The organism is Amycolatopsis sp. NPDC058986 (assembly GCF_042741125.1).
Taxonomy (GTDB): Bacteria; Actinomycetota; Actinomycetes; order Mycobacteriales; family Pseudonocardiaceae; genus Amycolatopsis.
The window spans coordinates 17,706-41,043 of the sequence record NZ_JBHYJW010000034.1; the positions used below are offsets into that span (position 1 = coordinate 17,706).

Genomic DNA, 23,338 nt, shown 5'->3' on the forward strand with positions numbered 1-23,338 from the left:
TGACCAGAGCACGCCGGGCAGCCTCACCGCACTGCCGAACATTTTCCTTCATCTCGGCGAAACACGAGATTTTTCGACATATCCCCAGCGTGCGCACGCACCCTCGACAATTGTGGTTACAGTGGCACCCGGAACACCTCCCATAGCCCGGATGATGCTCCTCGACGCAAATAGGTTACTCGCCCGATCGAGTGAACGGAGCGAGTATCACGGCGGTGAAGTGCTCAAACCCCGCCAAAATGGATCACCACTACGAGCCGCTGTGTGTTACCTTAGCCGGGACGGCATACGATGCACCGTATCGCCTTCCCGGAAAGTCACAGCCAGGAAAATCTTGGGCCGCCTTCCTGCAATGAACAGGCAACAGACGCGTAATCAGTCGATTACACATGTTCGCTTTATTGTTCGAACCCGGTTCCGCTCGGTGTCCCGGTGGTTACTCGGCGATTACCCGCCCTGGTGTGCCGACAATCTCGAGGAAGGACAGTCATGCGAGCACCGCGTTCCCGGTGGTCCCGTCGCATCACGGTGGTCGTGTTCACCGGTGCGGCCGCTACGTTCGCCTGTCAGCCCATCGCCTCCGCCCACATCTCGGTCAGTCCGGACAGCACTCCGGCAGGGGTTCCGGCAGTGCTCTCCTTCCGAGTGCCCAGCGAACGCGACGACGTGACCACCACACGCCTCGAGGTGACCTTCCCCGCCGACCATCCGCTTGGCTCCGTGGTCCCCCGGACACTGCCGGGCTGGAAGATCGAAGTGCGGAAGCAGACGACCACTCAGCGGGCTGAATCCGCCCACGCCGACGAGATGACCGATGGCACGGTGTCGTCGATCGTGTGGGAAAGCGGTGTCATACCGGCCGGAACGTTCGAGGACTTCCCGGTCCGGATCGCGAAGATGCCCGGCTCGGGCACACTCGGCTTCGTCGTCCGGCAAACCTATTCCGACGGCCAGACGATTCTCTGGTCCGATCCCGTACGCCAAGGACAGCCCGAGCCGGCACATCCCGCACCCACCGTCACGGTGGAGCCGCCGACCTCCGCCACAGCACCGGAGAAGTCCACTTCGGACACACCGGCGCGCATGCTCGGAGGTGCCGGTCTCGCCGCCGGGTTCGCAGCCGCGGCCGCGGCAGTCCTGCGAAGGCGTCCGGTGCACGAGGCGCGGATGACCGACGTGGCAGGGGAACCGGACGTCACGCGATCGTAGCCGCGCCACCGCTGTCTTCGACAGGCCGAGCAGACCGTCGTACGGGTACCCGGCGGTGCCCGAGAACCAAAAGGGGTGGCACAGGTGAACACTCAGCGCCGATCGGGCACGGTCGATGCCAGGAGCCTTGCGGTGGACGAGTTGGAGAAGCTCAGGCGACAGGCGGTCGCCGCCGTCCGGTCCGGCGTTTCGCAGACCCAGGTGGCACGCTCGTTCGGGGTGTCGCGAAAGGCGGTCGGCAGCTGGGTGCGCTCCTACCGGACCGGTGGCGAGCCCGCTCTCCGTCCGCAGACACGCGGCAGGCGGGCTGGTGAGCGCCTCGCGCTTTCCTGGCCGCAACAGACCCGGATACTCACCGTCATCGCGAGTGGAACACCCGACGACCTCGGGCTTCCCTATCTACTGTGGACACGGAGAGCGGTCACGGACCTGATCCGCCGCGAGTTCGGCGTCTCGCTCGCGGGATCCACGATCGACCACTACCTGATTCGCTGGGAGCTGATCAGGAGGGAGGGCGTGTTCACGCGGTGGTGTGACTGCCCACCCGGAGCGCTCCTGGTGACCTGGACTCATCCTCGATCGGCGACCGAAGCCGGTCACGGCCACGCACTGGTCGCGCTCAGCGATCGTGGCCTGTTGCATTTCCTCGCCGGGGAACGGCCGTTCACCCCGGACGCACTCATCGAGTTCAGAAGGCGGTTACGGGTGCAACTCTCCCGGGAAGTCCGGCTGCTCGCCCGAGAGTGGCCCGACGCTCATGCGGCCTTGACCGGATGCTGGTCGAACTGAACCGGAGAGGAAGTCACATGCGAGGACGACATTTTCTCGCCGTGAGCGCGGTGACACTGATTTGCCTGATCGACGCCCCGATAGCCGCGGCCGAACCCGTGACCGCACCGAATTGTTCGAGCACCGTCGAGGGCACGCCGGGACAACCGGTCCTGCTGGACCCGGCGTCGGTGGCCGAACCGGTGGTGCGAGCGCTCGCGGAGCTGGATCCGCTCGGCCTGCTGACGCCCGCCTTTCGCACGGCGTGGACGGGCACGGCGCCCATCCCGGTCGGCACTGTGCCCGATGGGCGGGCCGAGGTCACGGGGACCCGGATCGCCGACGCGGTCATCGCACGGCTCGGCGATATCGCGGTGCTGGGCCCGGTACTCCGGCCGCTCGGCTCCGCCGTGCGGAACACGCTCGCCTCGGTGTGCGTCATCCTGCTCCGCGCCACGCACCCGCCGCTCCCGGACGGGACCACTCCCCCTGTTCCCGCCCCCGCCGGACCTGGTGGCGGCGACGGCGGGAACCCGGCCGCCGGCGGAGCGGTCACAGCCGGAGGCGTTTTGCGCCTGCCGCAGCCGGACGCGGGGACCGGCGCGGTCTTCGGCTCGCTGCCGGCGGAGCCGACGCCGGGCGCCGCCCTGTTCCCGACGACCACCGGTGGTGTGCCGGGCTCGCCCGAAATCCCGGCGCCGGCGGCGGCCTCGGCGCCGTCGCGTCCCGTCATCGGCTCCGCGGAGACGCTGCCGGTGAAGGAGGACGAACTCTTCCCCGCCGCACTGGCCGCACTCATCTCGCTCAGCATTGTCAGCGCGTTTTTCGCACGCAGGTGCGCATTGAGCCCGCGACACCGATCCCGTTAATCGAGCGGTAACGAACCCGTCGGATCCAGCGGTCACCGGTGACGATTCGTTTACGCGAAGATATCCGGCGCAGACCGGATTTTCGCCACAATTCGGGGCTTGAACATGGCCGGTAGTGACGCACGGAGCCTGTCCGCGGAAGCCTTGGAAGAGCTCCGCCGACGTGCCGTCGCGGCAGTCGAGGCAGGGGGCACCCGAGCCGCTGTCGCGCGTCTTCTCGGAGTGTCCAGAAAGACGGTCGGGGCCTGGGTGTCGTCCTATCAGCGCCTGGGCGACGAGGCGTTCCGCCCGAAACGGCGAGGCCGGCGTCCCGGGGAGCAGTACGCCCTCACCCCCGCCCAGCAGGCCTGGACGGTACGGACCATTGTGGATGGTCGTCCGGACCGTCACGGCCTGCCGCATCGCCTGTGGAACCGGCAGGCGATCGCCGAGCTGATCAACCGGGAGTTCGGCGTCCTGATCAGCACCACGACGGTTTCGCAGTACCTGGTCCGCTGGGGGCTGATCGAGGAATCACGGCTAATGGACCTGATGCGCGGCCGCGTCACCGAGATCGCACCCCGCCAGCGCACGCCGATACGCGGCGACGAGTGGCTGAGCGACGCCGACGCGGTCTGGGTCGCCTGGACCAGACCGCACCAGCCGCCGGATTCCGGGCCTGGCCCGGTCGCGAGCGGACAGAACCTGATGACCGGTTTCCGTGACTACTTCGGCGACGTCAACGTCCTCCTCGCGATGTCGACGCGCGGCACGATGTTCTTCCAGGCCCAGCAGGGACCGTTCGACGCGGACCAGGCAGGCGAGTTCCTCCGGCACCTGATGGCCCAGTTCGCCCGTGGACTCAACGTCGTCGTGTGCGTCTGGCCCCGGGACCACTACGCGATACTCCGCCTGTGGTCACGCAGCGACCTCGGCCGGGTTTCGTTCCGGTTCACGCTCGGCTGAGCGCGGCATGCGCGAGCATCGCACTTTCCGGTATTATTTCCCCGAAAATGGAAGGTATTTGCCTTCACCACCATCGAGAATCTCACCGGATCAACCGAGCAACGTGAGAATCGCGATACAGGGAAGTGACATTCGAGTCACTCGCCTGTTTTGGCAAGAGGTTTTACTTCTCCTGGAACGATATGGACGAGCGGGAGAGTCATGACCGTCAACTCACTTGCCCAGACCGAAATCGACCTCGAGGTTCTGTTGGCACGCAAGGAAACGATCGCGGACGACGTGGTCCAGCTGACCTTCCGGCACCCTGCAGGAGAGCCGTTGCCGCCGTGGCGGCCCGGCGCGCACGTCGACCTCGTGCTCCGCCCCGGCCTGGTGCGGCAGTACTCGCTCTGTGGGAATCCCGGCGATCGTTCCACGCTGCAGGTGGCCGTGCTCCGTGAACGTGCCGGCCGGGGCGGCTCCGAGTTCGTGCACGACGACCTCCGCGCCGGCGATCTGGTCCGGATCCGTGGGCCGCGCAACCATTTCCCGCTCGTGGCCGCGAAGCGGTATCTGTTCATCGCGGGCGGCATCGGAATAACACCTATCGTCCCGATGATCGCGGCCGTGGACGAGGCGGGTGCCGAATGGCAGCTGATGTACGGCGGGCGCACGCGCTCGTCAATGGCATTCCATGAGGAACTCGGCCAAAAGTACGGGGATCGCGTGACCATCTGCCCGCGTGAGGAAACCGGCCTGCCCGAGCTGTCGGAACTGTTCGCCGACGCGCCCGACGGCACCAGCGTGTACTGCTGCGGACCCGAAGCCCTGCTGGCCGATGCCGAGCGATGCCACGCGGTGCGGTCCTCCGTCGACCTGCACCTGGAGCGGTTCTCACCCCGGGAAAGCAACGGCCCCGGCACCAGTTTCGACGTCGAACTCGCGCGCTCGGGGATCACGCTGACGGTGCCGACCGGCCGCTCGATCCTCGAGGCACTCGAGGACGCCGGAGTGCTCGTGCCATCGTCCTGTCAGGAAGGCGTCTGCGGAACGTGCGAGACGGCGGTGCTCGAGGGTGTCCCCGAGCACCGGGACTCGGTGCTCACCGAGGAAGAACGGGCTGCGAACGACACGATGATGATCTGTGTGTCCCGTGCGTGCGGACGTCGGCTCCTCCTGGACCTCTAGTACTCCAGCCGCACTTCGTGATTGATAATGTGTCTTCGCTGGTAGTGGGCTTGTTGGGCTCGGTGCTGATGGCGTCGGCGCCGGTGTGACCAGGCGCAGGTTGCGAGGCGGTCGAGCGGCCCGGCGCCGCACTGTCCATTGAGGACATGGCCGGGGTGTTCGGCCGCTGTGGCCGGGTCACCTCGCGAACAGGGTGCGGACGAAGGCGGTGGTGTCCGGCAGTGCGGCGGCCGGTGTGCCGCGGTGGTCGTCGCGCCCGTCGCCACACCCGCCATGAGGGCCGCCACCAGTGTGACTCGCCGGAAGGATCTGAGCATCATTTCCCTTTCTCGCGTCGGCGCTCCTTACTGTCTGATGTGGACAGTAAGGAGCGCTGATCACTGTCCGGCCACCGTGGAGCGAGCGTTCTTCGCCGTCACCTGCCGACGACGGCAGTGTGGTGGGACACTTCGGCGAAGCGCCCCACCACACCGGAGTTCCGTTCGGTCAGCCGATCTGGGTGCTGCCGAGCAGGGTGTCCTGGCTCGGCGGGTCCAGCTCGAGGTTGACGTCGAACTCACCGAGCGCGCTGTCGGTCTTGACGTGCGAGGTGGCCTTCGGGTCGACGTTGATCTTCGCCTCACCGGCTGGGGTGCCCTTCGGCACGGTGAACTTCACAGCGCCGTGCGCCTTGAAGGTCAGCGGCCCCTGCGGCGGCACCTGGGTGTCCGGGATCGGCAGCTCGATGGCGATCGGGACGGACTGGCCGCCGCTCAGGGTGGCCTTGATCGCGGACTTGATGGTGCCGGACAGGTTCTTGGTGCCGATCAGCCGCAGGCCGTCACCGGCGGCGGCACCGGCGTCGACGTCCAGGTTGAACGGTACGTCGAGTGCCTCGCCCGCCTTGACGTTCTTCGGGATGTCCGCGTGCACGACGACTTTCACCGGCTGCGCGCCGATGATCGGGAACTCGCCCTTGTAGGTCAGTTCCTTGTCCGCGGCGCTGGCCATCCCGGCGCCGAACACTCCTACGGTGACCGCTGCGACGGCGGCGATGATGCCTGCCCTCGCCACGGGACGCACGGCGGCTTTCAGCATGGCTGAGGTCATTTCCGGCCCTTTCTTCTTTGAAGGAACACAGAGAATGGGAAAGTGTGGCCGCGATCCGGATGACCGACCGCCCACTGACGGGAACACTAAGGTGTTGCCGATTTACGGACAAGGGTCGCAGACGGTGTCCGGCAGACAAGACCGATAATTATCACGCGTACACGAATCATCGAATGCCGAATTATTACGCGGGTGATCATCGGCGTGGACGACGCGCTCTTCGGGAGCGAAATATGAGCCGAGTTCATCTTACTCGCGTTTTCTTCCCTCGTGAAGTGCCCGGCTGCCGAACCGCGTTTTAGGCCGGACCAGGGCTTCGGTGACGATCCTGGCGGTCTTCGCCGGGGCGGGGAAGGCGGCGGTCAGGTTGGCGGGGCCGAGGCGGACGACGACGGTGTCCGAGCCGGGGTCGATCTGGAGGATCTGACCGCCGAGGCCGAGTGCCCAGTACATGTCCTGCGGGGCCGACGGGACGAGTTGGGTACGTGGGGCTTTCGTGCTCTCGTCGCGGGTCATGGAGTGCTGCACGGTGGCGACGGGACCGAGCCGGTTGAGCCACCAGAGATATCCGTAGGCGGCGCTGATGTCCCGTGACGGCTTTCCGGTGGCATCACCGACCCACTGCGCGGGCACGACCTGGGTGTCGTTCCACTGTCCCTTGCGCAGGAAGAGATAGCCGAAGCGGGCCATGTCCTGGCAGGTCGACTGCAGGCCCATGAACGTATTGGTGTTGCCCGCCTGGTCCTGGGTCATCTTCGAGTGCCTCATGCCCAGCGGGTCGAGGAGTTTCTTCCTGGCGTAGTCGGCGGGCTTGTCGCCGGTGGCGGCCGGAGTCGTTGCTCAGCAGGTCCTTCACCGTGAAGTCGGCCGACGGTGTTCCGGTCCAGACGCGAATGTAGCGCGATTCCCCCACAGCACCCCCGTGGTCGCTGTCTGCCAAGACCACATCCACACCTACCTCACCGAACCGTCCTATGTGGACCGATACGAGAACGTCGCCGACCACCTGACACAGCGCGCGCTCCGCGAGCGAAACTCCCGTGCCCACATCAGCGAAGCACTCACCAAACTGGACAAGACCCGACAACATCACCATGCAGCGCCCACCACATGACCAGGCGTTCGGAGAAGCCTTGGTGGCACGCATCGGTGACCTCATCGAAGAGTACGACGCGGTCCACGTCACCATGCTGACATGGCGCCCGGTATCGACCAACCGCAGCCACCCGAAAGAAAGCGAAAAGTGAAGGAGCGCAATGGAAATGATCGTCGTCGGCGATGCGGTCGATGGTGAGGCGAACGATTCGGCTGAGGTGCTGCCCGAACAGGATAACCAGGCTGCCACCGACGCGAATGTCCAGCGGGATAGTGCCGTCGTGCCAGAGCCGGTGCAGCAGGCTCCAGCGTTCGTCGGCTTCGAGGGCACGGTAGCCGGTGGTGTTTTTCGGGCGGACGGGAACCTCCACCTTCGACACCAAGCGGCGTTCGGTTGCCCAGCAAAGGAAATGCCGAGCCTCGTAACGCATACTGCCGCCGGTGGTCACCCACCGATCGATGACGTTCTGGTCAAGGGCGCCGAGGGTGAGTTCTTGGTCGTCGTGCTCGCCAACAAAGCGATGGCGACGAACTGGGCACACGTTCACCTCGCCGTCGCCATCGCCGCACTCGACGAAGCCACCACACCGCCCTGCAGCTAAGCTCGCCGCGGCCACCCTGACAGTTCAGCGCAGCAGGGCCCGGATCGCCTTGGTCACCGCGGGAACCGCCTCGGTGACCGTCGGGGAGAGCCCTACGCCGAGGTCCAGGTTCGCGGCTTCGACGGCGAAGACGATCAGCTCGCCGGGCACGCGACCGAGTGCCGCGCCGAGCCGGACGGCGTCCGGGATGCCCAGGGCGTGTGAGCTCGCGGCGCCGCGCCCGGGTGGCTGTCCGTCCACTGTGGATTTCCAGATCCGGCCGGGGGTGCTCGGTTCGCAGAGCACGGCATCGACCACGATCGCGAGGTCGGCATCGGTCCAGGCATCGAGCAGGGCGGCGGGTTCGCCGTCGCAGATCGTCGTGGTGACGCCCGGGATCGGGTCACTGCCGAGCTCGGTGACGACGGCGAGGCCGACGCCGTCGTCGTGGCGGTATTCGTTGCCGACGCCGATCACCACCACGCGACGCGGTGTCATCGGCCCTCCAGCCGCAGGTCGAGGAAGTGGGCCGAGCAGGAGATGCACGGGTCGTAGTTGCGGATCGTGCGCTCGCACAGCGCGGTGAGTTCGGGATCGGGGAGGTCGAGGTTCGCGCCGACGACCCGGCGCAGGTCGTCCTCGATCGCGGCCTGGTTCTGGGAAGTGGGCGGGATGATCGTCGCGGAACGGATCAGGCCGTCGGCGTCGAGTTCGTAGCGGTGGTAGAGGGTGCCTCGCGGCGCTTCGCTGATTCCGTGGCCGATTCCCGCTTGCGCGGGAACGTCGACAGCCGGGCGCGGGGGTCGCTCGTAGGCGTCGATGATCCGCAAGGCTTCGTCGATCGCATAGACCAGTTCGACACCACGGACCAGCAGACTGCGGAACGGGTTGCGGCACACCGGCCCCAGCCCGGCCTCGGTGGCGGCCTGGCGGGCGGTCTCGGAGAGTTCGGCGGAGTTCAGGGTGTAGCGGGCCAGTGGTCCGGTGAGATACCGATGGCCGTCGAGGGCCGCTTGCAACGCGGTGGAGTGCGGGACCTGGTTCTCCACGACGTGCCGGGAGAACTCGGCGGGGGCGAACGCGGCGCCGGACGTCGAGTGGAGGACGCCGTCGGCGATCGCGTACCGGCCGGGTTCGCGGGCGGCGAGGAAGTCGTGCTCGAGTTCCAGGTCGGGGAACTCGAAGCCGGCGGTCCAGCGCACGGTGCCGAGCGCGTCGTCAAGGGCTCGGCGCAGGGTTTCGGCCAGCGGCCGCAGCTCGGCGCGGGCCGGTAACGAGTAGAAGCCGCCGACGCGGACGTTGACCGGGTGGATCGCCCGGCCGCCGATGGTCTCCAGCAGGGTGTTGCCCGCCTTCTTCAGCGCCAGGCCGCGTTCGACGACGTCACGGTGCCGGGTGGCGAGGCTGACCGCGTCGGGATGGCCGAGGAAGTCGGGTGCGTGCAGCAGGTAGATGTGCAGGGCGTGGCTGGAAATCCATTCGCCGCAGTAGAGGAGTCGGCGCACTTCGGCGAGCGCGGGATCGAGGGTGACGCCGCAGGCCTGTTCGATCGCGTTGCAGGCGCTGGTCTGGTACGCGACCGGGCAGATGCCGCAGATCCGCGCGGTGATGTCGGGCGGTTCGGTGTGGGCGCGGCCGCGCAGGAACGCCTCGAAGAACCGCGGTGGCTCGTAGATGTTCAACTCGGCCCGCTCCACGCGACCGTCCTCGACGATCACCCGCAAGGCACCTTCGCCTTCGACCCGTGCGAGCGAACTGACCCGCAGTTGCCTGCTGCGGTGGCTCATCCCTGTCCCCCTCCGCGGTGGGTTTCGGTCACGGTGAACGTGCTGAACACGCGGTCCACGTCGTCGCCGGACATGCCACGCGAGCGCAGGAGCGGGATCAATACCGGGGTGTTCGGCTTCGCCATCGGCCCGAAGCAGCCGAAGCAGCCGCGACGCACCGACGGGCAGAGCGCGCCGCAGCCCGCCCTGGTGACCGGCCCGAGGCATGGCGTGCCCTCGGCGACCAGGACGCAGCTCAGGCCGCGGCGTTTGCATTCGGTGCACACACTGGTGCCGGGCAGATCCGGCTTGCGCCCGGCCAGCAGTGCGCTGAGGGTTTCGAGCAGTTGCCCGCGATCGATCGGGCAGCCGTGCAGTTCGTGGTCCACCGGGACGTGGGCGGCGATCGGTGTCGAGGTGGCGAGCGTGTCGATGTACTCGGGGTTGGCGTAGACGACGGAAGCGAACTCGTTGACGTCGGCGAAGTTGCGCAGTGCCTGGACACCACCCGCCGTGGCACACGCGCCGATCGTCACGAGCACCTTCGACTCCTCGCGCACCCGCCGGATACGCCGCAGATCCGCTTGCGTGGTAATGGATCCTTCGACGAGTGACACGTCGTAGGGCCCCGGAAGCACCTCGCTGGACGCTTCCAGGAAATGGGCGATCCGTACTCGATCGGCCAGTGCGAGGAGCTCGTCCTCGCAGTCCAGCAAGGTCAGCTGGCAGCCGTCGCAGGAGGCGAACTTCCAGACGGCGAGCGTCGGCTTTCCCATCACAGCTCCTTCACCGCCAGCAGTGGGCCGGCGACCGTGTAGTCCACCACCGGGCCGTCACGGCAGACCAGCAGCGGGCCGAGCTGGCAGTGACCGCACAACCCGATGCCGCATTTCATCGACCGTTCCAGGGAAACCCGGATGGCCTTCGGGGGAATTCCTTTGTCCAGCAGGATTTCCGCGCAGAACCACATCATCGGCTCGGGGCCGCACAGGAAGGTGCGGGTCCGCTCCGGTTCGAGACTGAGCCCGGACAGTGGTTCGGTCACGAAGCCGACCGGCCCGGTCCAGCCCGGCGCCGGGCGGTCGATCGTGCGCACGAGCTCGACGTCGTGCCGCCCGGCCCACGCGTCGAGTTCGCGCGGGAACAGGAAGTCCTCGGGTGTACGGGCACCGGCGACCACGATCACCCGCCGGTAGTCGCCCCGGTGCGCGAGCGCGTCGAGCAGCACCGGACGCAGCGGGCACAGTCCGGCCCCGCCCGCGACGATGACGACGTCGTTCCCGGCCGCGTCCTCGATGTCCCAGCTGGTCCCGAACGGCCCGCGGACGCCGAGCACCGTGCCTGGCGTCATGGCGTGCAGCGCGCGGCTCACCGCGCCGACCGCGCGGATCGTGTGCGCGGGACCCGGTCCGCTGACCGAGATCGCCACCTCCCCGACGCCGTGGGCGTAGAGCATCATGAACTGCCCGAGCCGCGCTGGAGGCAGCGGCGCGGCGACCGGTTCCAGCCGCAGGGTGACCGAATCGGCCGTCTCGACGGCACGCGCGGCCACCCGGTACGGCGTCGGGATCATCGGTTCGGCGCACGTCATCGCGCGCCCCCTGCCAGCTTCGCCGCCTCTTCGGTGATGTCGATGCCCGCCGGGCACCAGGCGATGCACCGTCCACAACCGACACACCCGGAGCCGCCGAACTGCTCGTGCCAGGTGCCGAGCTTGTGGCTGAACCACTGCCGGTACCTGCTCGAACCAGACGTGCGGACGCTGCCGCCGTGTACGTAGGAGAAGTCGAGCTCGAAGCAGGAAACCCAGCGCTGCCACCGTTCCGCGTGGTCGCCGGTCAGCTCCGTGACGTCTTCGGTGGTGGTGCAGAAGCAGGTCGGGCACACCATGGTGCAGTTGGCGCAGGTGAGACAACGGCTCGCGATCTCCTCCCACTGCGGGGATTCGCGCGCGTCGCGGATCACCGCCGGGAGATCGGCGTCGGGCATCGCCCTGCCCATGCGCCCGGCGGCCGCGGCGACGTCCTTGCGTGCCGCAGTCACCTCCGCCGACGCGGCCGTGATGGTGGGCACGTGGCCCAGGATCCGGGCGCCCTCATCGGTCGCCACGTCGACGAGGAAGCGGTGCCCGGCGTCGTCGAGGCGTTCGGTCAGGGCGAGGTCGTAGCCGGGCCCGGCGGCGGGCCCTGTGCCCATCGACGCGCAGAAGCACAGCTCCCCCGGCTCGGTGCAGTTCACCGCGACGACGAACAACGACCGGCGGCGTCGCGCGTACGAGCCGTCGGGGTGCCGCCCGGCACCGAGCACCTTGTCGAGCGCGGCGATCGCCGCGAGGTCGCAGCCACGCACGCCGAGGAACGCGTACTTCGGTGCCTCGTCCGGCGCGGGGGTGAAGACGCCGTCGCGATCGGCGTCGAACAGCTTACGGCGCGGTGGGTGCAAGTAGCGTTTCCACGACTGCGGGCCCGCCGAATGGCCGAACACCGCCGCGTCGTCACGGCGGCGCAGGCGATAGTGTCCCGGGCCGGTGGTGACGCCCCAGCCCGCGGGAAGTTGCCTGCCCGAGGTGAGTTCGTCCAGCACGATCGCGGTGTCTCGCACGGTCGGCCCGATCACCCGGTACCCCGCGCCGATCAGCACGTCGACAAGGCCGTCCAGTCCTGCCCGATCCAGTATCGCCGGTTCCCGGCTCGTCATGGCCCACCTCCGGTTCCACTGAACCGAGGGCGCGGCGGTCCGCCCTAGGGCCGAAGGTCACCGGCAGCCCGCCGACCCGGGAATAGGGACCAAAGACTCCACGCGCGGTACGTCCTGCCCTGTCCGTACCGGACCGGCGGACGGCACCGTGGTGATCGGCGAACGGGTGGGAGGTGGCATGGAGATCCGGCCGGAGCCTGGGAAGCGCCGGGCACTCGTCGAGGTGCGCGGAACCGTGCAGGGCGTCGGCTTCCGCCCGTTCGTCTACCGCCTCGCCGAGCGGTTCGGTATCGACGGCGACGTGCGCAACGCGGGTGGATACGTCGTGATCCGCGCCCAGGCCCCGGACCCCCGGCTCGCCGGGTTCGTCGAAGCGCTCACCGGTTCCGCCCCGGCGCAGGCGAAGGTCACCGGAGTCGACGTGGCGCCGCTGCCCGGGGAAGTCGTGCTCCTGCCGGGCTTCCGGGTCGTCGAGAGCGTCCGGGGCCGCGCGGCCGCTCCCGAGGTGCCGCCCGACCTCGCGACCTGCCCGGAGTGCGTGCGGGAGCTGTTCGACCCGGCCGACCGCCGCTACCGCTACCCGTTCCTGAACTGCACCGCCTGCGGCCCGCGGGCCACCATCATCGAAAGGCTCCCCTACGACCGGGTGAGCACCGCGATGCGGGCGTTCCCGCTGTGCCCGGCCTGCGAAGCGGAGTACCGCGATCCCGCGGACCGCCGGTTCCACGCCGAGCCGATCGCCTGTCCGGAGTGCGGACCGCGGCTCTCGTGGTTCCCGGGCCCGACGGCGACCGCGCACCGAGAGGATGCCCTTGCCCAGGCCTGCCAGGTCATCGACGGCGGCGGTCTTGTCGCGGTCAAGGGCCTCGGCGGCTACCAGCTGGTGTGCGACGCCGGCGACGATCGGGCCGTACGGCGGCTTCGAGAGGTCAAGCCCCGGCCGTCGAAACCGCTGGCGGTCATGGTGCCGGACCTGTCCACGGCCCGTCATCTGTCCTTTGTGGACAAGGCGGCCGAGCGCCTGCTGACCTCCGCCGCCGCGCCGATCGTCCTGCTGCCCCTGCGCGAGGACGCGGCCCTCTCCCCCGGGATCGCGCCGGGGCTCCGCGAGGTCGGCGTGTTCCTGCCGACCTCGCCGGTGCACCATCTGCTGCTGGCCGACCTCGGCCGCCCGCTGGTGGTCACCAGCGGCAACCGGGCGGGTGGGCCGATCGTCACCCACGACGCGGTCGCGCACCGCGTGCTCGGCCCGATCACCGATGGCCTGCTCAGTCATGATCGGCCGATCTGGTCCCGCTACGACGACTCGGTCGTGCGCGCCGCGGCCGGTCGTACGAGCATGATCCGCCGGGCACGCGGGTATGCGCCCGCCCCGCTGCGACTGCCCTCCAGCTGCCCGGAACCCGTTGTCGGGCTCGGCGCCCAGCTGAAGAACACCATCACCCTCGCCCGCGGCGATCTGGCGTATCTCGGGCCGCACGGCGGTGACCTGGAGGACGCCGAGACCCTGGCGGCGTTCGGCCAGTCGGTGCGCGATCTGTGCCGCCTGCACGACACCGACCCTGGCCTTTGCGCCCACGACCTCCACCCCGGTTACCTGTCGACGCAGTACGCGGAGCGGTGGCCCGCCGGGAAACGGATCGCCGTCCAGCACCACCACGCGCACGTCGCCGCGACCGCCGCCGAGCACGGCGTCACCGGCCCGTTCGTCGGCGTCGCGCTCGACGGGCTCGGGCTCGGCGACGACGGCACGTTCTGGGGTGGCGAGGTGCTTTTGGCGAGCTACACCGGCTACCGGCGGTTCGGCCGCTTCGCCACAGCACCGCTGCCGGGCGGCGCGGCGGCCGTGCGCCGCCCGGCGAGGATGGCGCTGGGTTACCTCTACGGCGCCGAGAACTTCGACGGCGGCGAGCTGCCGCTTCCCGAGAGCCTCCGTGAACGCATGGGCGAACGCGAGATCACCGTCGTGCGCACGATGATCGAGCGGAACATCAACTGCCCCAGGGCGTCCAGCGCCGGACGGCTGTTCGACGCGCTCGGTTCCCTGCTCGGTCTGTGTGACGACAACGGCTACGAAGGCGAAGCGGCCGCTCGCCTCGAAGCCGCCGCGACCGGGCAAACCGCATCCGGCGCACTGGAATGGGAGCTGCGTTATCGCGACGGCCTGTGGGTCTACGACCCCACGCCCACCCTGCGTGCCGCCCTGAAGTCCACAAAGGACACAACGGTCGGCGAGATCGCCGCGCGATTCCACCGGAGCGTCGCCGAGGCCGTGGTCGCGCTCGCCGCGAAGGCGGCGGCCGCGCTCGGCACCGACGTGGTGTGTCTCGGCGGCGGAGTCTTCCAGAACGCTCTGCTCACCACGCTCGTCCTCGACGGGCTGGACGATGCGGGCCTGCATCCGCTGGCGGGCGAAGGCGTTCCGATGAACGACGGCGGAATCAGCTACGGCCAGGCGGCGATCGCCTGCGCCCGGTTGCGCGAAAGGTGAGCCGCGATGTGCCTCGGAATACCCGGCCGGATAGCCGCTGTGTCCGTGACCGGGGAGGGTCCGCGCATGGGCACGGTCGACTTCGACGGTGTCCGCCGCGAGGTGTGCCTGGCCTACACGCCCGAGGCCGATATCGGTGACTACGTCATCGTGCACGTCGGTTTCGCGATCAGCGTGGTCGACGAGCTCGAAGCCGAGAAGACCCTCGCCGTGCTGCGCGCGATCCCGGACGCGCTCGCGGGCGAACTGGGACCGGAGGTGACCGCGTGAAATACCTCGACGAGTACCGGGACCCGATCCTGGCGCGGCGGCTGCTGGCCGAGCTGGGCACCCTCGCGACCCGGCCGTGGGCGATCATGGAGGTGTGCGGCGGGCAGACGCACACCCTGGTCCGGCAGGGCATCGACGAGCTGCTGCCCGCCGGGATGCGGATGATCCACGGGCCCGGCTGCCCGGTGTGCGTCACCCCGCTGGAGATGATCGACAAGGCCGTGGCCATCGGCTCGCTGCCCGACGTGATCTTCACCAGCTACGGCGACATGCTCCGCGTGCCCGGAACCCACGGCGACCTGCTCGGGGTGAAAGCGCGAGGCGGCGACATCCGCGTCGTCTACACCCCGCTCGACGCCGTCCGGATCGCCAGGGAGAACCCCGGGAAGCAGGTGGTGTTCTTCGCCGTCGGCTTCGAAACCACCGCACCGGCCAACGCGATGGCCGTCGCCCACGCCGCCGGCACCGGGATCGGGAACTTCTCCGTGCTCGTCAGCCACGTCCTGGTACCTCCCGCGATCACCGCCATCCTCGACGCCCCCGACAACCAGGTCCAGGCGTTCCTCGCCGCCGGTCACGTGTGCGCGGTGATGGGCTGGACCGAGTACGAACCGATCGCGGCGCGCTACCGGGTCCCGATCGTCGTCACCGGGTTCGAACCCCTCGACCTGCTGGAGGGCATCGTGATGGCGACACGCCAGCTCGAGGAGGGCCGCGCCACCGTCGAGAACCAGTACGCCAGGGCGGTACGCCGTTCCGGGAACACCGCCGCGCAGGACGTCGTCCGCCGGGTTTTTCGCGTCACCGAACGAAACTGGCGCGGGATCGGGCCGATTGCGGACAGCGGGCTCGCCTTGACACCGGAGTTCGCCGCGTTCGACGCCGACACCCGCTTCGCCACAACCGGCCTCCGGGCCGCCGAGCACCCGGACTGCATCGCCGGGGACATCCTCCGCGGCACCGCCGAGCCCACCGGCTGCACCGCGTACGGCACCACCTGCACGCCACGCACGCCGCTCGGCGCGCCGATGGTGTCCGCGGAGGGCACCTGCGCCGCCTTCTTCGCCGCCGGCCGCCGACCATCCACAATGGAGGGAACACGATGAGCACGATCGACCCGCTGAGGGCCACCTGTCCTGTCCCCGCCGCCGAGAGCGAGCGGGTCCTGCTCGGCCATGGCTCCGGCGGCCGCCTGATGGCCGAACTGCTCGACGACGTCGTGTCCGGCGGGCTCGGCGAAACCGGACCGCTGGAGGACGCGGCACTCGTCGGCGTCGGCGACACCGAGCTCGTCTTCAGCACGGACAGTTTCGTCGTCACCCCCCGTGTCTTCCCCGGTGGCGACATCGGTTCGCTCGCCGTGTACGGCACGGTCAACGACCTGGCGATGCGCGGCGCCCGTCCGGTGGCGCTGGCGCTGGCCTACATCCTGGAGGAGGGCCTGCCGATCGCCGAGCTGCGCGCGATCACCACCTCGGTCGCCACCGCCGCCCGGGACTGCGGGATCCGGATCGTCACGGGCGATACCAAGGTCGTCGGCCGCGGCGCCGCCGACGGCGTCTACCTCACCACCACCGGCATCGGCGTCCGCATGCTCGACGCCTACCCCTCGGCGTCAAGCGGTGTCCCCGGCGACATCGTCCTGATCTCCGGGCCGATCGGCGCCCACGGCACCGCGATCATGAGCGCCCGCGAAGGGCTCGGCTTCGAGAGCGAGATCCATTCCGACAGCCGTCCCCTGCACGACCTCGTGGCCGCCATGATCGCCGCGGGCGGTCCGCAGGTGCACACGCTACGGGACCCGACACGGGGCGGGCTGGCGAGCGCGCTCAACGAACTCGCCGAAGCGTCCGATGTCGCCATCGAGATCAACGACGCCGACGTACCGGTGCCGATCCAGGTCGCCTCGGCCTGTGAACTGCTCGGCCTCGACCCCCTGCACGTGGCCAATGAAGGCTGTCTCGTCGCCTTCGTCGCACCGACCGCCGCGGACAGAGTCCTCGCCGCGATGCGCACGCATCCCGCCGGACGGCACGCCCGCGCCATCGGTGTGGTCCGCGAAACCGCCGGTGACCTGCCCCGCGTCACCGCGCGCACCCTGGTCGGCGCGACGCGCGTGGTCGACATGCTCATCGGCGAACAACTCCCCCGGATCTGCTGACCCCATCCCCTCCCACCCCGAGCAGGTGTCATGACAGCCCGAACCAGGTCGTCCAAACAGCTCACCCGCAAAAACCTCGGAATGGCCTTCGCCGCCGGAATCCAGGTCACTCTCGCCGCGGTCGCCTGGACCGATCTCGCGCTGCGGCCCGCCGCCGAGATCCGCGGGCCAAAACGCCGGTGGGCGTGGATCATCGCGATCAACTTCGCGGGCCCGCTGGCCTACCTCACCTACGGCAGGCGACCGATCGATCCCACCGCGCCGGGAAGGTCTCCTGCCTGACCCCACAAGACACGAAGCGAAAGGGACGGCTGCCCGATCACCCCGTGTCCTTCACGACGCCGTCCGCGGCGTCGAGACCGAGAATGTCGAGCAACAGTGCGCAGTCCTGCGCGTCGAGCGCCGCCGAGGCGACTGTACGCACGCCGCGACGGCGCTGTTCCTGGCTCAGTTCCGCGACATCGACCTCGTCCGCCACACCTCGCGAATACCTCCCCATGATCCCCCTTCGGCTGATGTCGCTGCTTGGTACAGGCGCCGCCGGGGGCCAGGGCGGGATGCTCGGAAGTCGTTTCCGACGGTAGCGGGAGACCCACCGTGTTGTGGATACGGCAGCCGGGCAGTAGCGATGGCCGCCACCGCCACCGACAGTGGGTTTACCTACACCGGCCGAGTGAGGCCCGCGGCCGGTGTCCGTGGCAAACGTCCGGCACCGGCGGCTTCACCCGCCAGCCCACCGCTCGTAAGCGGCGACGGCGGTCGGCAGGGTCGGGAAGACCCGGTCGGTGCCTATCGCCTCGATCATCCCGAACCGGGCCAGGTCGTGGCACAGCTCCTGTTTGGCCCGCGCCAGCGCGAACACGACACCGCGGGCGGTCATCTCGGTCCGGAGCCGGTCGAGGGCGTCGGCCGCGGTGACGTCGAGATCGACGATCGCTTCGGCGTTGAGTACGAACCAGCGCACCGGCCCCTCCGCCGTCGTGACGGCGGCCAATGCCCTACGGTGGAAATCCTCGGCATTGGCGAAGCACAGCGGAGCGTCATAGCGGTAGACGACCAGCCCCGCGACCGTCCGCACCTCGGGGTAGTCGTCGATGTCGTGCATTCCCGCCACCCCGCGCGCGTAGCCGAGGACAGCCGCGTGCGGACGGGCGATCCGGCGCAGAAGATCCAAAATGGACAGTCCGACGGCCGCGAGCACGCCGTACAGCACACCTAGCGCGAGTACCCCGGCCGTGGTCAGGACCGCGAGCGCGAACTCGCTGTGCCGGAACCGGGCGATCCGCCGGAACTCCCGGACGTCGATGAGCGTCAACGCGGCGTAGACGACCAGCGCGCCGAGCGCGGCGGTCGGGAATGCCGCCAGTACCGGTCCGGCGAAGACCAGCACGCCGAGCACGGCCAGTAGCGCGACGAGGGTATGGAGCTGGGTGCGGCTGCCCGCGGCGGCGCCCAGCGCGGTCCGGCTTCCGCTGCTGCTCACCGGAAAGCCGTGCACCAGTCCGGCGGCGATGTTCGCGATGCCGAGTGCCCGCAGCTCCTGCTGCGCGTCGATCACCTCGCCACGCCGGTCGGCGAACGCCCGCGCGGTCAGCACGTTGTCCGAGAAGCCGACGATCGCGATCCCGGCGGCAGGCAACACGAGCTCGCCCACCTCGCCCATGCCGATCTTCCCACCGACAGGGGGCAGCCCGCGCGAAACCTCCCCGACCACGTCGATCCCGTACCGCGCCAGCCCGAACACGCCGACGACCGCGGTCACGAGCAGCAACACCGGCAACGGGGCGGGTACGCGGGGAACCCAGCGCCGGGCGCACAGCAGACACGCCAGAACCGTGCCGCTGAGGACCAGGGTCGGCACGTGCACCGAACCCGCCCGCGCGACGAACGACCGCAACTGGTCCACGAATTCGCCGTTGCCAGGCGGCACCCGGGTCACCCTGCCCAGCTGCCCGACGATCATGATGAGGGCGATCCCGGCGAGGTAGCCGACCAGCACCGGTTTCGACAGCAACTCCGCCAGCACGCCCAGCCGGGCCAGCCCCGCCAGCAGGCACAGGCAACCGACCAGCACCGCGAGCACGGCCGCGAACAATCCGTACCGCCGGGGATCGCCCACTGTCAACGGAGCGAGCACGGCCGCGGTCATCAACGCCGTCGTGGACTCCGGGCCGACGGACAACTGCGAAGACGAGCCGAACACCACGTACACGCCCAGTGCGACCACGGCCGCCCACAATCCCGACGCCGCCGGAACACCGGCGACCTGGGCGTAGGCCATCACCTGCGGCACGAGATACGCCGCCACCGTCACACCCGCGACGACATCGGCGCGCATCCAGCCGCGCCGATAGCCGCGCAGGCGGACGACACCAGGCACCACCGCGGACCATCGCATAGCTCGCAGTGTCCGGGCGCCGTTCCCGGCGGCCCAGAGCCGAAAGTCCCGGCGCCGGCGGCAACAGCACACCGGGACTTTCGGCCCCGCTGCGCTGCCCGGACCGCAGGGCCTGTCGGCGGCGAAACCAGGCAGTACGCCTCTGTGAGCCACGCCACACGCAGCGGCACGCTGGAGAGGTCAACCACCCGACTGAGACGAGGCCGCCATGTCCCGCCCACCCGAAGCACCGGTGACCACGGCCTCGCTGCGACGAAACCGCCATGACCGGCTCGCCCTGCGTCCGGCGGACCACGTCGAGCCGCGATACGCGGATCTGCGCGATCGGCGGCTCGCCGCCACGCTGTCCGCCGAAGACCATGCCGAGGCGAACGGCCTGGATCCCTTCGAACGCATCACCTGCCGAGCGCACCGCAGCTGGCTGCACCACTGCGTCTCCTCACCGCTGCACGTCATCGTGGTCACCGGCCATCGCTGGTGCCGCATGTGCTCCCGGGCGCTCACGGTCGCCGTGGACGAACTCGCGGGTGACGTGGCCCTTTCCTGCCCGCGCTGTGGACCGGCCCCGCTCACCAGGCCGACACAACAGATCGTCCGTGCCTGCCGCGCCAGTCTCGCCGCAGCACACGACAGCGCGGCCCCCTGCCGATAAGGCACTCCGGCACAGTCGGATGGGCCTTGGTCCCTATCCGGCAGGGCCGGATCACCGGGATTCTCGGCACATGACGATCGACACCGACGTCCGTGCCGAGGATCCCCGCGAACCGACCGACCGATTGCTGCGAGACCTGCGAACCCGTCCGGAAGGACTCACGAACCGGGAAGCCGCCCGGCGACTCGAAGTCCACGGGCCGAACGAACTGTCCCGACGCCGCCAGGGCAACTGGGCGACGCGGCTGCTCCGGCAGTTCACTCACCCGCTCGCCCTTTTGCTGTGGCTCGCGGCGGCGCTCGCGATGGTCTCCGGCACGACGGCGCTCGGTATCGCGATCGTGACCGTCATCGTGCTCAACGCGGCGCTCGCGTTTCTCCAGGAACGCCAGGCGGAACGGGCCGTGGAGGCGCTGGCGGGCTACCTCTCGACCAAGGCCAAGGTGATCCGCGACGGTGCGCGCACCGTGGTGGAAGCCCGCGACCTCGTGCCCGGCGACATCCTGCTCGTCGAGGAAGGCGACCGTGTCCCGGCCGATGTCCGGATGCTCCAGGGCGCCGTCGAGGTCGATCTGTCCACATTGACCGGTGAATCGCTGCCCGCGTACCGCGCGGCGGATCTGACCGATGTGGACGGTTCCCTGCTCGACGCCCGTGATCTGCTGTTCAGCGGAACCAGCTGCACCGGCGGCGAAGCCACCGGCGTGGTCTTCGCCACCGGCATGCAGACCGAACTGGGTCGCATAGCCGCGCTCTCCCAGCGCGTCGGCCGGGAGGAAAGCCCGCTCGAAAAACAGGTCAAACGCGTCGCCTGGCTCATCGCGATCGTCGCGGTGGGAGCGGGCATCGCCTTCCTGCCGCTCGGTGCTTTCCTCGCCGGGCTGCCGATCGCCGACGCCGTCAACTTCGCGATCGGGCTGCTGGTCGCGAACGTCCCGGAAGGACTACTGCCGACCATCACGCTGGCGTTGGCCGTCGGTGTCCGGGTACTCGCCAGAAGCGGGGCCGTGGTCAAACGGCTCTCCGCCGTCGAAACACTCGGCTCGACGTCGGTGATCTGCACCGACAAGACCGGGACCCTGACCCAGAACCGCATGCGGGTCACCGAAGTCTGGACTCCGGACGGTCTTATCGAACCGGGAGACACTCCCGATTCCCCTGCCGCCAGGCTGCTCGCCGACGTCCTCACCTCGTGCACGAGCGCCGAGTTCGACCCGGACCACCCCGGGAAAGCCACCGGCGATCCGACCGAGATCGCCCTGCTGCGCATCGCCGCGGAGTGGGGCGCCGATGTCTCCGTCGCCCACCGGGACGAGCGCCGCCTGCGGCTGTTCCACTTCGATCCCGCACTGCGTCTCATGTCCACTGTGGATAGTAACGAGCGAGGGAGAACGGTCAACGTCAAGGGCGCTCCCGAAGAAGTACTCGCCAGGACCACCGAAATCGTCACGGCGGACGGTACCCCCAAGCCGCTGAGCCCCGCAGACCGCGCCGAGGCCACCGAGCTGATCTCCCAGTACGCCTCGCGTGGGTTGCGGCTTCTCGCGATCGCCCGGCGCGACCTCCACCCGGACGACCCGCTCCCCGAAAACCGGGACGACGCCGAACGCGACCTGGTCCTCCTGGGCGTGGTGGCGATGTTCGACCCGCCGCGCCCCGAGGTGGCCGACGCGGTCGCCCGCTGCCACACCGCAGGAGTCCGGCTCATCGTCGTCACCGGAGACCACCCGCTGACCGCCGCCGAAATCGCCAGGCAGGTCGGCATCGCCCGCAATGGCAGCACCGTGCTCACCGGCGCCGACCTCGACGCGATGAGCGAAGAGAAACTCGACGAACTCCTCGGCGGTGGCCAGGAACTGATCTTCGCGAGGACGTCACCGGAGGCGAAGCTGCGCATCGCCGACGCGTTGCGCGCCCAGGGCAACGTCGTCGCGATGACCGGTGACGGCGTCAACGACGCGCCCGCGCTGCGCCGGGCGGACATCGGGGTCGCCATGGGACGCGCCGGCACGGACGTCGCACGCGAGGCGTCGACGATGGTGCTCACCGACGACAATTTCGCGACCATCGTGTCCGCCGTCCAAGAGGGACGGCGGGTGTACGACAACGTCCGCAAGTTCATCGTCTACATCTTCGCCCACGCCACCCCCGAAGTCGTCCCGTTCCTGCTGTTCGCCCTGTCCGGCGGCCAGATCCCCTTGCCACTGACCGTCCTCCAGATTCTGGCGATCGACCTCGGCACCGAAACACTGCCCGCGCTCGCACTGGGCCGCGAACCCGCCGAACCCGGGCTGATGCGCCGCCCGCCACGACGACGCACCGCCGGCGTCATCGACGCCCGTATGCTCGGCAGGGCCTGGGGCCTGCTCGGCGGCATCTCCGCCGTTCTCGTCCTGGGCGGGTTCTTCCTGACGCTCCTGAGCGGCGGCTGGTATCCGGGCGCGCCCGTCGGCGACGGCCAGTCGTTGCACCACGTCTGGGAGCAGGCGACCACCATGACCTTCCTCGGCATCGTCGCCTGCCAGCTCGGCACCGCGTTCGCCGCGCGCACCCAGCACGCGTCACTGCGGGCGATCGGACCCTTCAGCAACCGGCTGCTGCTCTGGGGTATCGCGTTCGAGGTGCTGTTCGCGGCGGCGGTCGTCACCCTCCCACCGCTGCGGCACGTCTTCGGCACCGCGCTTCCCTCGGCGCGGGACCTCGCCATCCTGCCGTTGTTCCCGGTCCTGGTGTGGGGAGCCGACGAACTCTGGCGCCGGAATCGCCGCCTTCGCGAAGAACGGCGCTTTGTCTGAGCCGTGACGCACCGATGTCCTCACCGAGGAACCCGAAGCTCACCGATCACCCGTTGAGTCCACCGCAGAATTGGCCGGGGGCCAAGGCTATCGCCGTCGCCGTTGCGCTATCCCGAGAACGAGTCCGATGCCGATGGCCAGCGCGAACAGGCCGACCCGAATCTGCCAGCTCATCTCGGGCCGGCCCTCGGCGAAGGACGACGCTCGGGCATCCTCGCCCAATGCCGGTCCCGCCGATGTGGCGAGACAGAACGCGATGGCCGAAAACGCCGCTCCGATCAGCCGAACCGATGGTGACATGAGCTTCCCTCCCGCTGAGTTTTCCGGTACACCAGGCAGAGCCGTCAAACTGCGTCGCCCACTTCGACGTTGCCGGACGCACCGGC

General features: G+C 69.1%; 24 protein-coding genes. 13 read left to right on the plus strand and 11 right to left on the minus strand.

What is annotated here, in order from left to right; translation table 11 throughout:
- Positions 1-489: 489 nt before the first annotated feature.
- The 5 genes from ACFW0G_RS27160 (at position 490) to ACFW0G_RS27180 (ending at position 4,958) form a co-directional block, all read left to right on the plus strand.
- Entirely contained in the window at positions 490-1,209 is a 720-nt protein-coding gene (locus ACFW0G_RS27160) for a YcnI family protein (protein WP_378328226.1), read from the plus strand.
- Positions 1,210-1,341: 132 nt separating this feature from the next.
- Complete coding sequence (locus ACFW0G_RS27165) at positions 1,342-1,998, plus strand: helix-turn-helix domain-containing protein (RefSeq protein WP_378328227.1); 657 nt, start codon at positions 1,342-1,344, stop codon at positions 1,996-1,998.
- A gap of 17 nt (positions 1,999-2,015) precedes the next feature.
- Positions 2,016-2,846, plus strand: coding sequence for a hypothetical protein (locus tag ACFW0G_RS27170; protein ID WP_378328228.1), 831 nt, complete (start codon positions 2,016-2,018; stop codon positions 2,844-2,846).
- A 105-nt stretch (positions 2,847-2,951) separates the two neighbouring features.
- Positions 2,952-3,791: a helix-turn-helix domain-containing protein gene (locus tag ACFW0G_RS27175; protein ID WP_378328229.1), complete on the plus strand. Its 840-nt coding sequence runs from the start codon at positions 2,952-2,954 to the stop codon at positions 3,789-3,791.
- A gap of 201 nt (positions 3,792-3,992) precedes the next feature.
- Positions 3,993-4,958, plus strand: coding sequence for a PDR/VanB family oxidoreductase (locus ACFW0G_RS27180; RefSeq protein ID WP_378328230.1), 966 nt, complete (start codon positions 3,993-3,995; stop codon positions 4,956-4,958).
- A gap of 486 nt (positions 4,959-5,444) precedes the next feature.
- Here ACFW0G_RS27180 and ACFW0G_RS27185 read toward each other — a convergent pair whose 3' ends face one another.
- Together ACFW0G_RS27185 and ACFW0G_RS27190 are read right to left on the minus strand one after the other, a co-directional pair.
- Positions 5,445-6,047, minus strand: coding sequence for a DUF6801 domain-containing protein (locus ACFW0G_RS27185; protein ID WP_378328231.1), 603 nt, complete (start codon positions 6,045-6,047; stop codon positions 5,445-5,447).
- 249 nt (positions 6,048-6,296) lie between these two features.
- On the minus strand, positions 6,297-6,815 hold the full coding sequence (locus ACFW0G_RS27190) for a hypothetical protein (protein ID WP_378328232.1): 519 nt from the start codon (positions 6,813-6,815) through the stop codon (positions 6,297-6,299).
- Positions 6,816-6,867: 52 nt separating this feature from the next.
- Here ACFW0G_RS27190 and ACFW0G_RS27195 point away from each other — a divergent pair, with 52 nt between their 5' ends.
- The gene (locus ACFW0G_RS27195; protein ID WP_378328309.1) at positions 6,868-7,161 is read left to right on the plus strand and encodes a Scr1 family TA system antitoxin-like transcriptional regulator; all 294 of its coding nucleotides are present in this window, start codon (positions 6,868-6,870) and stop codon (positions 7,159-7,161) included.
- On the opposite strand, the gene ACFW0G_RS27200 is transcribed toward ACFW0G_RS27195, so the two are convergent.
- Genes ACFW0G_RS27200 through ACFW0G_RS27225 form a run of 6 tightly spaced genes read right to left on the minus strand, consistent with a single transcriptional unit; the run spans position 7,109 to position 12,186 of the window.
- Positions 7,109-7,759: a hypothetical protein gene (locus ACFW0G_RS27200; RefSeq protein WP_378328311.1), complete on the minus strand. Its 651-nt coding sequence runs from the start codon at positions 7,757-7,759 to the stop codon at positions 7,109-7,111. The genes ACFW0G_RS27195 and ACFW0G_RS27200 overlap by 53 nt on opposite strands.
- 9 nt (positions 7,760-7,768) lie before the next feature.
- Complete coding sequence (locus tag ACFW0G_RS27205) at positions 7,769-8,221, minus strand: hydrogenase maturation protease (protein WP_378328233.1); 453 nt, start codon at positions 8,219-8,221, stop codon at positions 7,769-7,771.
- Positions 8,218-9,510: a Ni/Fe hydrogenase subunit alpha gene (locus ACFW0G_RS27210; protein WP_378328234.1), complete on the minus strand. Its 1,293-nt coding sequence runs from the start codon at positions 9,508-9,510 to the stop codon at positions 8,218-8,220. Before ACFW0G_RS27210 ends, ACFW0G_RS27205 begins: the two co-directional genes overlap by 4 nt.
- On the minus strand, positions 9,507-10,265 hold the full coding sequence (locus ACFW0G_RS27215) for an oxidoreductase (RefSeq protein WP_378328235.1): 759 nt from the start codon (positions 10,263-10,265) through the stop codon (positions 9,507-9,509). The genes ACFW0G_RS27210 and ACFW0G_RS27215 overlap by 4 nt, the downstream gene beginning before the upstream one ends.
- On the minus strand, positions 10,265-11,080 hold the full coding sequence (locus ACFW0G_RS27220; RefSeq protein WP_378328236.1) for an FAD/NAD(P)-binding protein: 816 nt from the start codon (positions 11,078-11,080) through the stop codon (positions 10,265-10,267). The genes ACFW0G_RS27215 and ACFW0G_RS27220 overlap by 1 nt, the downstream gene beginning before the upstream one ends.
- Positions 11,077-12,186, minus strand: coding sequence for a 4Fe-4S dicluster domain-containing protein (locus ACFW0G_RS27225; protein WP_378328237.1), 1,110 nt, complete (start codon positions 12,184-12,186; stop codon positions 11,077-11,079). Before ACFW0G_RS27225 ends, ACFW0G_RS27220 begins: the two co-directional genes overlap by 4 nt.
- Before the next feature lie 178 nt (positions 12,187-12,364).
- Here ACFW0G_RS27225 and hypF point away from each other — a divergent pair, with 178 nt between their 5' ends.
- The 5 genes from hypF to ACFW0G_RS27250 are packed head-to-tail and all read left to right on the plus strand — an operon-like array spanning position 12,365 to position 17,390.
- Entirely contained in the window at positions 12,365-14,677 is a 2,313-nt protein-coding gene (gene hypF / locus ACFW0G_RS27230) for a carbamoyltransferase HypF (RefSeq protein WP_378328238.1), read from the plus strand.
- Positions 14,678-14,683: 6 nt separating this feature from the next.
- Positions 14,684-14,947 (plus strand): HypC/HybG/HupF family hydrogenase formation chaperone, encoded by a 264-nt coding sequence (locus tag ACFW0G_RS27235; protein ID WP_378328239.1) that lies wholly within the window; start codon positions 14,684-14,686, stop codon positions 14,945-14,947.
- Complete coding sequence (hypD, locus tag ACFW0G_RS27240; protein WP_378328240.1) at positions 14,944-16,053, plus strand: hydrogenase formation protein HypD; 1,110 nt, start codon at positions 14,944-14,946, stop codon at positions 16,051-16,053. Before ACFW0G_RS27235 ends, hypD begins: the two co-directional genes overlap by 4 nt.
- Positions 16,050-17,108: a hydrogenase expression/formation protein HypE gene (gene hypE / locus ACFW0G_RS27245; RefSeq protein ID WP_378328241.1), complete on the plus strand. Its 1,059-nt coding sequence runs from the start codon at positions 16,050-16,052 to the stop codon at positions 17,106-17,108. The genes hypD and hypE overlap by 4 nt, the downstream gene beginning before the upstream one ends.
- Before the next feature lie 30 nt (positions 17,109-17,138).
- Positions 17,139-17,390 carry a PLD nuclease N-terminal domain-containing protein gene (locus tag ACFW0G_RS27250; protein WP_378328242.1) on the plus strand — a complete coding sequence of 84 codons (252 nt, stop codon included), beginning with the start codon at positions 17,139-17,141 and terminating at the stop codon, positions 17,388-17,390.
- A 37-nt stretch (positions 17,391-17,427) separates the two neighbouring features.
- Here the strand turns inward: ACFW0G_RS27250 and ACFW0G_RS27255 are convergent, their stop codons facing one another.
- Both ACFW0G_RS27255 and ACFW0G_RS27260 read right to left on the minus strand, forming a co-directional pair.
- On the minus strand, positions 17,428-17,607 hold the full coding sequence (locus ACFW0G_RS27255) for a hypothetical protein (protein WP_378328243.1): 180 nt from the start codon (positions 17,605-17,607) through the stop codon (positions 17,428-17,430).
- A gap of 222 nt (positions 17,608-17,829) precedes the next feature.
- The gene (locus ACFW0G_RS27260; protein ID WP_378328244.1) at positions 17,830-19,506 is read right to left on the minus strand and encodes a SulP family inorganic anion transporter; all 1,677 of its coding nucleotides are present in this window, start codon (positions 19,504-19,506) and stop codon (positions 17,830-17,832) included.
- A gap of 208 nt (positions 19,507-19,714) precedes the next feature.
- Here ACFW0G_RS27260 and ACFW0G_RS27265 point away from each other — a divergent pair, with 208 nt between their 5' ends.
- Both ACFW0G_RS27265 and ACFW0G_RS27270 read left to right on the plus strand, forming a co-directional pair.
- Positions 19,715-20,158: a hypothetical protein gene (locus ACFW0G_RS27265; protein WP_378328245.1), complete on the plus strand. Its 444-nt coding sequence runs from the start codon at positions 19,715-19,717 to the stop codon at positions 20,156-20,158.
- Positions 20,159-20,228: 70 nt separating this feature from the next.
- Positions 20,229-22,952 (plus strand): cation-translocating P-type ATPase, encoded by a 2,724-nt coding sequence (locus ACFW0G_RS27270; RefSeq protein WP_378328246.1) that lies wholly within the window; start codon positions 20,229-20,231, stop codon positions 22,950-22,952.
- Positions 22,953-23,039: 87 nt separating this feature from the next.
- Here ACFW0G_RS27270 and ACFW0G_RS27275 read toward each other — a convergent pair whose 3' ends face one another.
- Positions 23,040-23,252 (minus strand): hypothetical protein, encoded by a 213-nt coding sequence (locus tag ACFW0G_RS27275; RefSeq protein WP_378328247.1) that lies wholly within the window; start codon positions 23,250-23,252, stop codon positions 23,040-23,042.
- Positions 23,253-23,338: the final 86 nt, after the last annotated feature.

Bases quoted from the DNA above. Each gene is read 5' to 3' on its own strand.
- hypE (WP_378328241.1), top strand. From the start codon at position 16,050: ATGAGCACGATCGACCCGCTGAGGGCCACCTGTCCTGTCCCCGCCGCC.
- hypF (WP_378328238.1), top strand. From the start codon at position 12,365: ATGGAGATCCGGCCGGAGCCTGGGAAGCGCCGGGCACTCGTCGAGGTG.
- ACFW0G_RS27255 (WP_378328243.1), bottom strand. From the start codon at position 17,607: ATGGGGAGGTATTCGCGAGGTGTGGCGGACGAGGTCGATGTCGCGGAA.
- ACFW0G_RS27225 (WP_378328237.1), bottom strand. From the start codon at position 12,186: ATGACGAGCCGGGAACCGGCGATACTGGATCGGGCAGGACTGGACGGC.
- ACFW0G_RS27275 (WP_378328247.1), bottom strand. From the start codon at position 23,252: ATGTCACCATCGGTTCGGCTGATCGGAGCGGCGTTTTCGGCCATCGCG.
- ACFW0G_RS27160 (WP_378328226.1), top strand. From the start codon at position 490: ATGCGAGCACCGCGTTCCCGGTGGTCCCGTCGCATCACGGTGGTCGTG.
- ACFW0G_RS27220 (WP_378328236.1), bottom strand. From the start codon at position 11,080: ATGACGTGCGCCGAACCGATGATCCCGACGCCGTACCGGGTGGCCGCG.
- ACFW0G_RS27265 (WP_378328245.1), top strand. From the start codon at position 19,715: ATGTCCCGCCCACCCGAAGCACCGGTGACCACGGCCTCGCTGCGACGA.
- ACFW0G_RS27170 (WP_378328228.1), top strand. From the start codon at position 2,016: ATGCGAGGACGACATTTTCTCGCCGTGAGCGCGGTGACACTGATTTGC.
- ACFW0G_RS27235 (WP_378328239.1), top strand. From the start codon at position 14,684: ATGTGCCTCGGAATACCCGGCCGGATAGCCGCTGTGTCCGTGACCGGG.
- ACFW0G_RS27190 (WP_378328232.1), bottom strand. From the start codon at position 6,815: ATGAGGCACTCGAAGATGACCCAGGACCAGGCGGGCAACACCAATACG.
- ACFW0G_RS27205 (WP_378328233.1), bottom strand. From the start codon at position 8,221: ATGACACCGCGTCGCGTGGTGGTGATCGGCGTCGGCAACGAATACCGC.
- ACFW0G_RS27260 (WP_378328244.1), bottom strand. From the start codon at position 19,506: ATGCGATGGTCCGCGGTGGTGCCTGGTGTCGTCCGCCTGCGCGGCTAT.
- ACFW0G_RS27250 (WP_378328242.1), top strand. From the start codon at position 17,139: ATGACAGCCCGAACCAGGTCGTCCAAACAGCTCACCCGCAAAAACCTC.
- ACFW0G_RS27215 (WP_378328235.1), bottom strand. From the start codon at position 10,265: ATGGGAAAGCCGACGCTCGCCGTCTGGAAGTTCGCCTCCTGCGACGGC.
- ACFW0G_RS27175 (WP_378328229.1), top strand. From the start codon at position 2,952: ATGGCCGGTAGTGACGCACGGAGCCTGTCCGCGGAAGCCTTGGAAGAG.
- ACFW0G_RS27210 (WP_378328234.1), bottom strand. From the start codon at position 9,510: ATGAGCCACCGCAGCAGGCAACTGCGGGTCAGTTCGCTCGCACGGGTC.
- ACFW0G_RS27180 (WP_378328230.1), top strand. From the start codon at position 3,993: ATGACCGTCAACTCACTTGCCCAGACCGAAATCGACCTCGAGGTTCTG.
- ACFW0G_RS27185 (WP_378328231.1), bottom strand. From the start codon at position 6,047: ATGACCTCAGCCATGCTGAAAGCCGCCGTGCGTCCCGTGGCGAGGGCA.
- ACFW0G_RS27270 (WP_378328246.1), top strand. From the start codon at position 20,229: ATGACGATCGACACCGACGTCCGTGCCGAGGATCCCCGCGAACCGACC.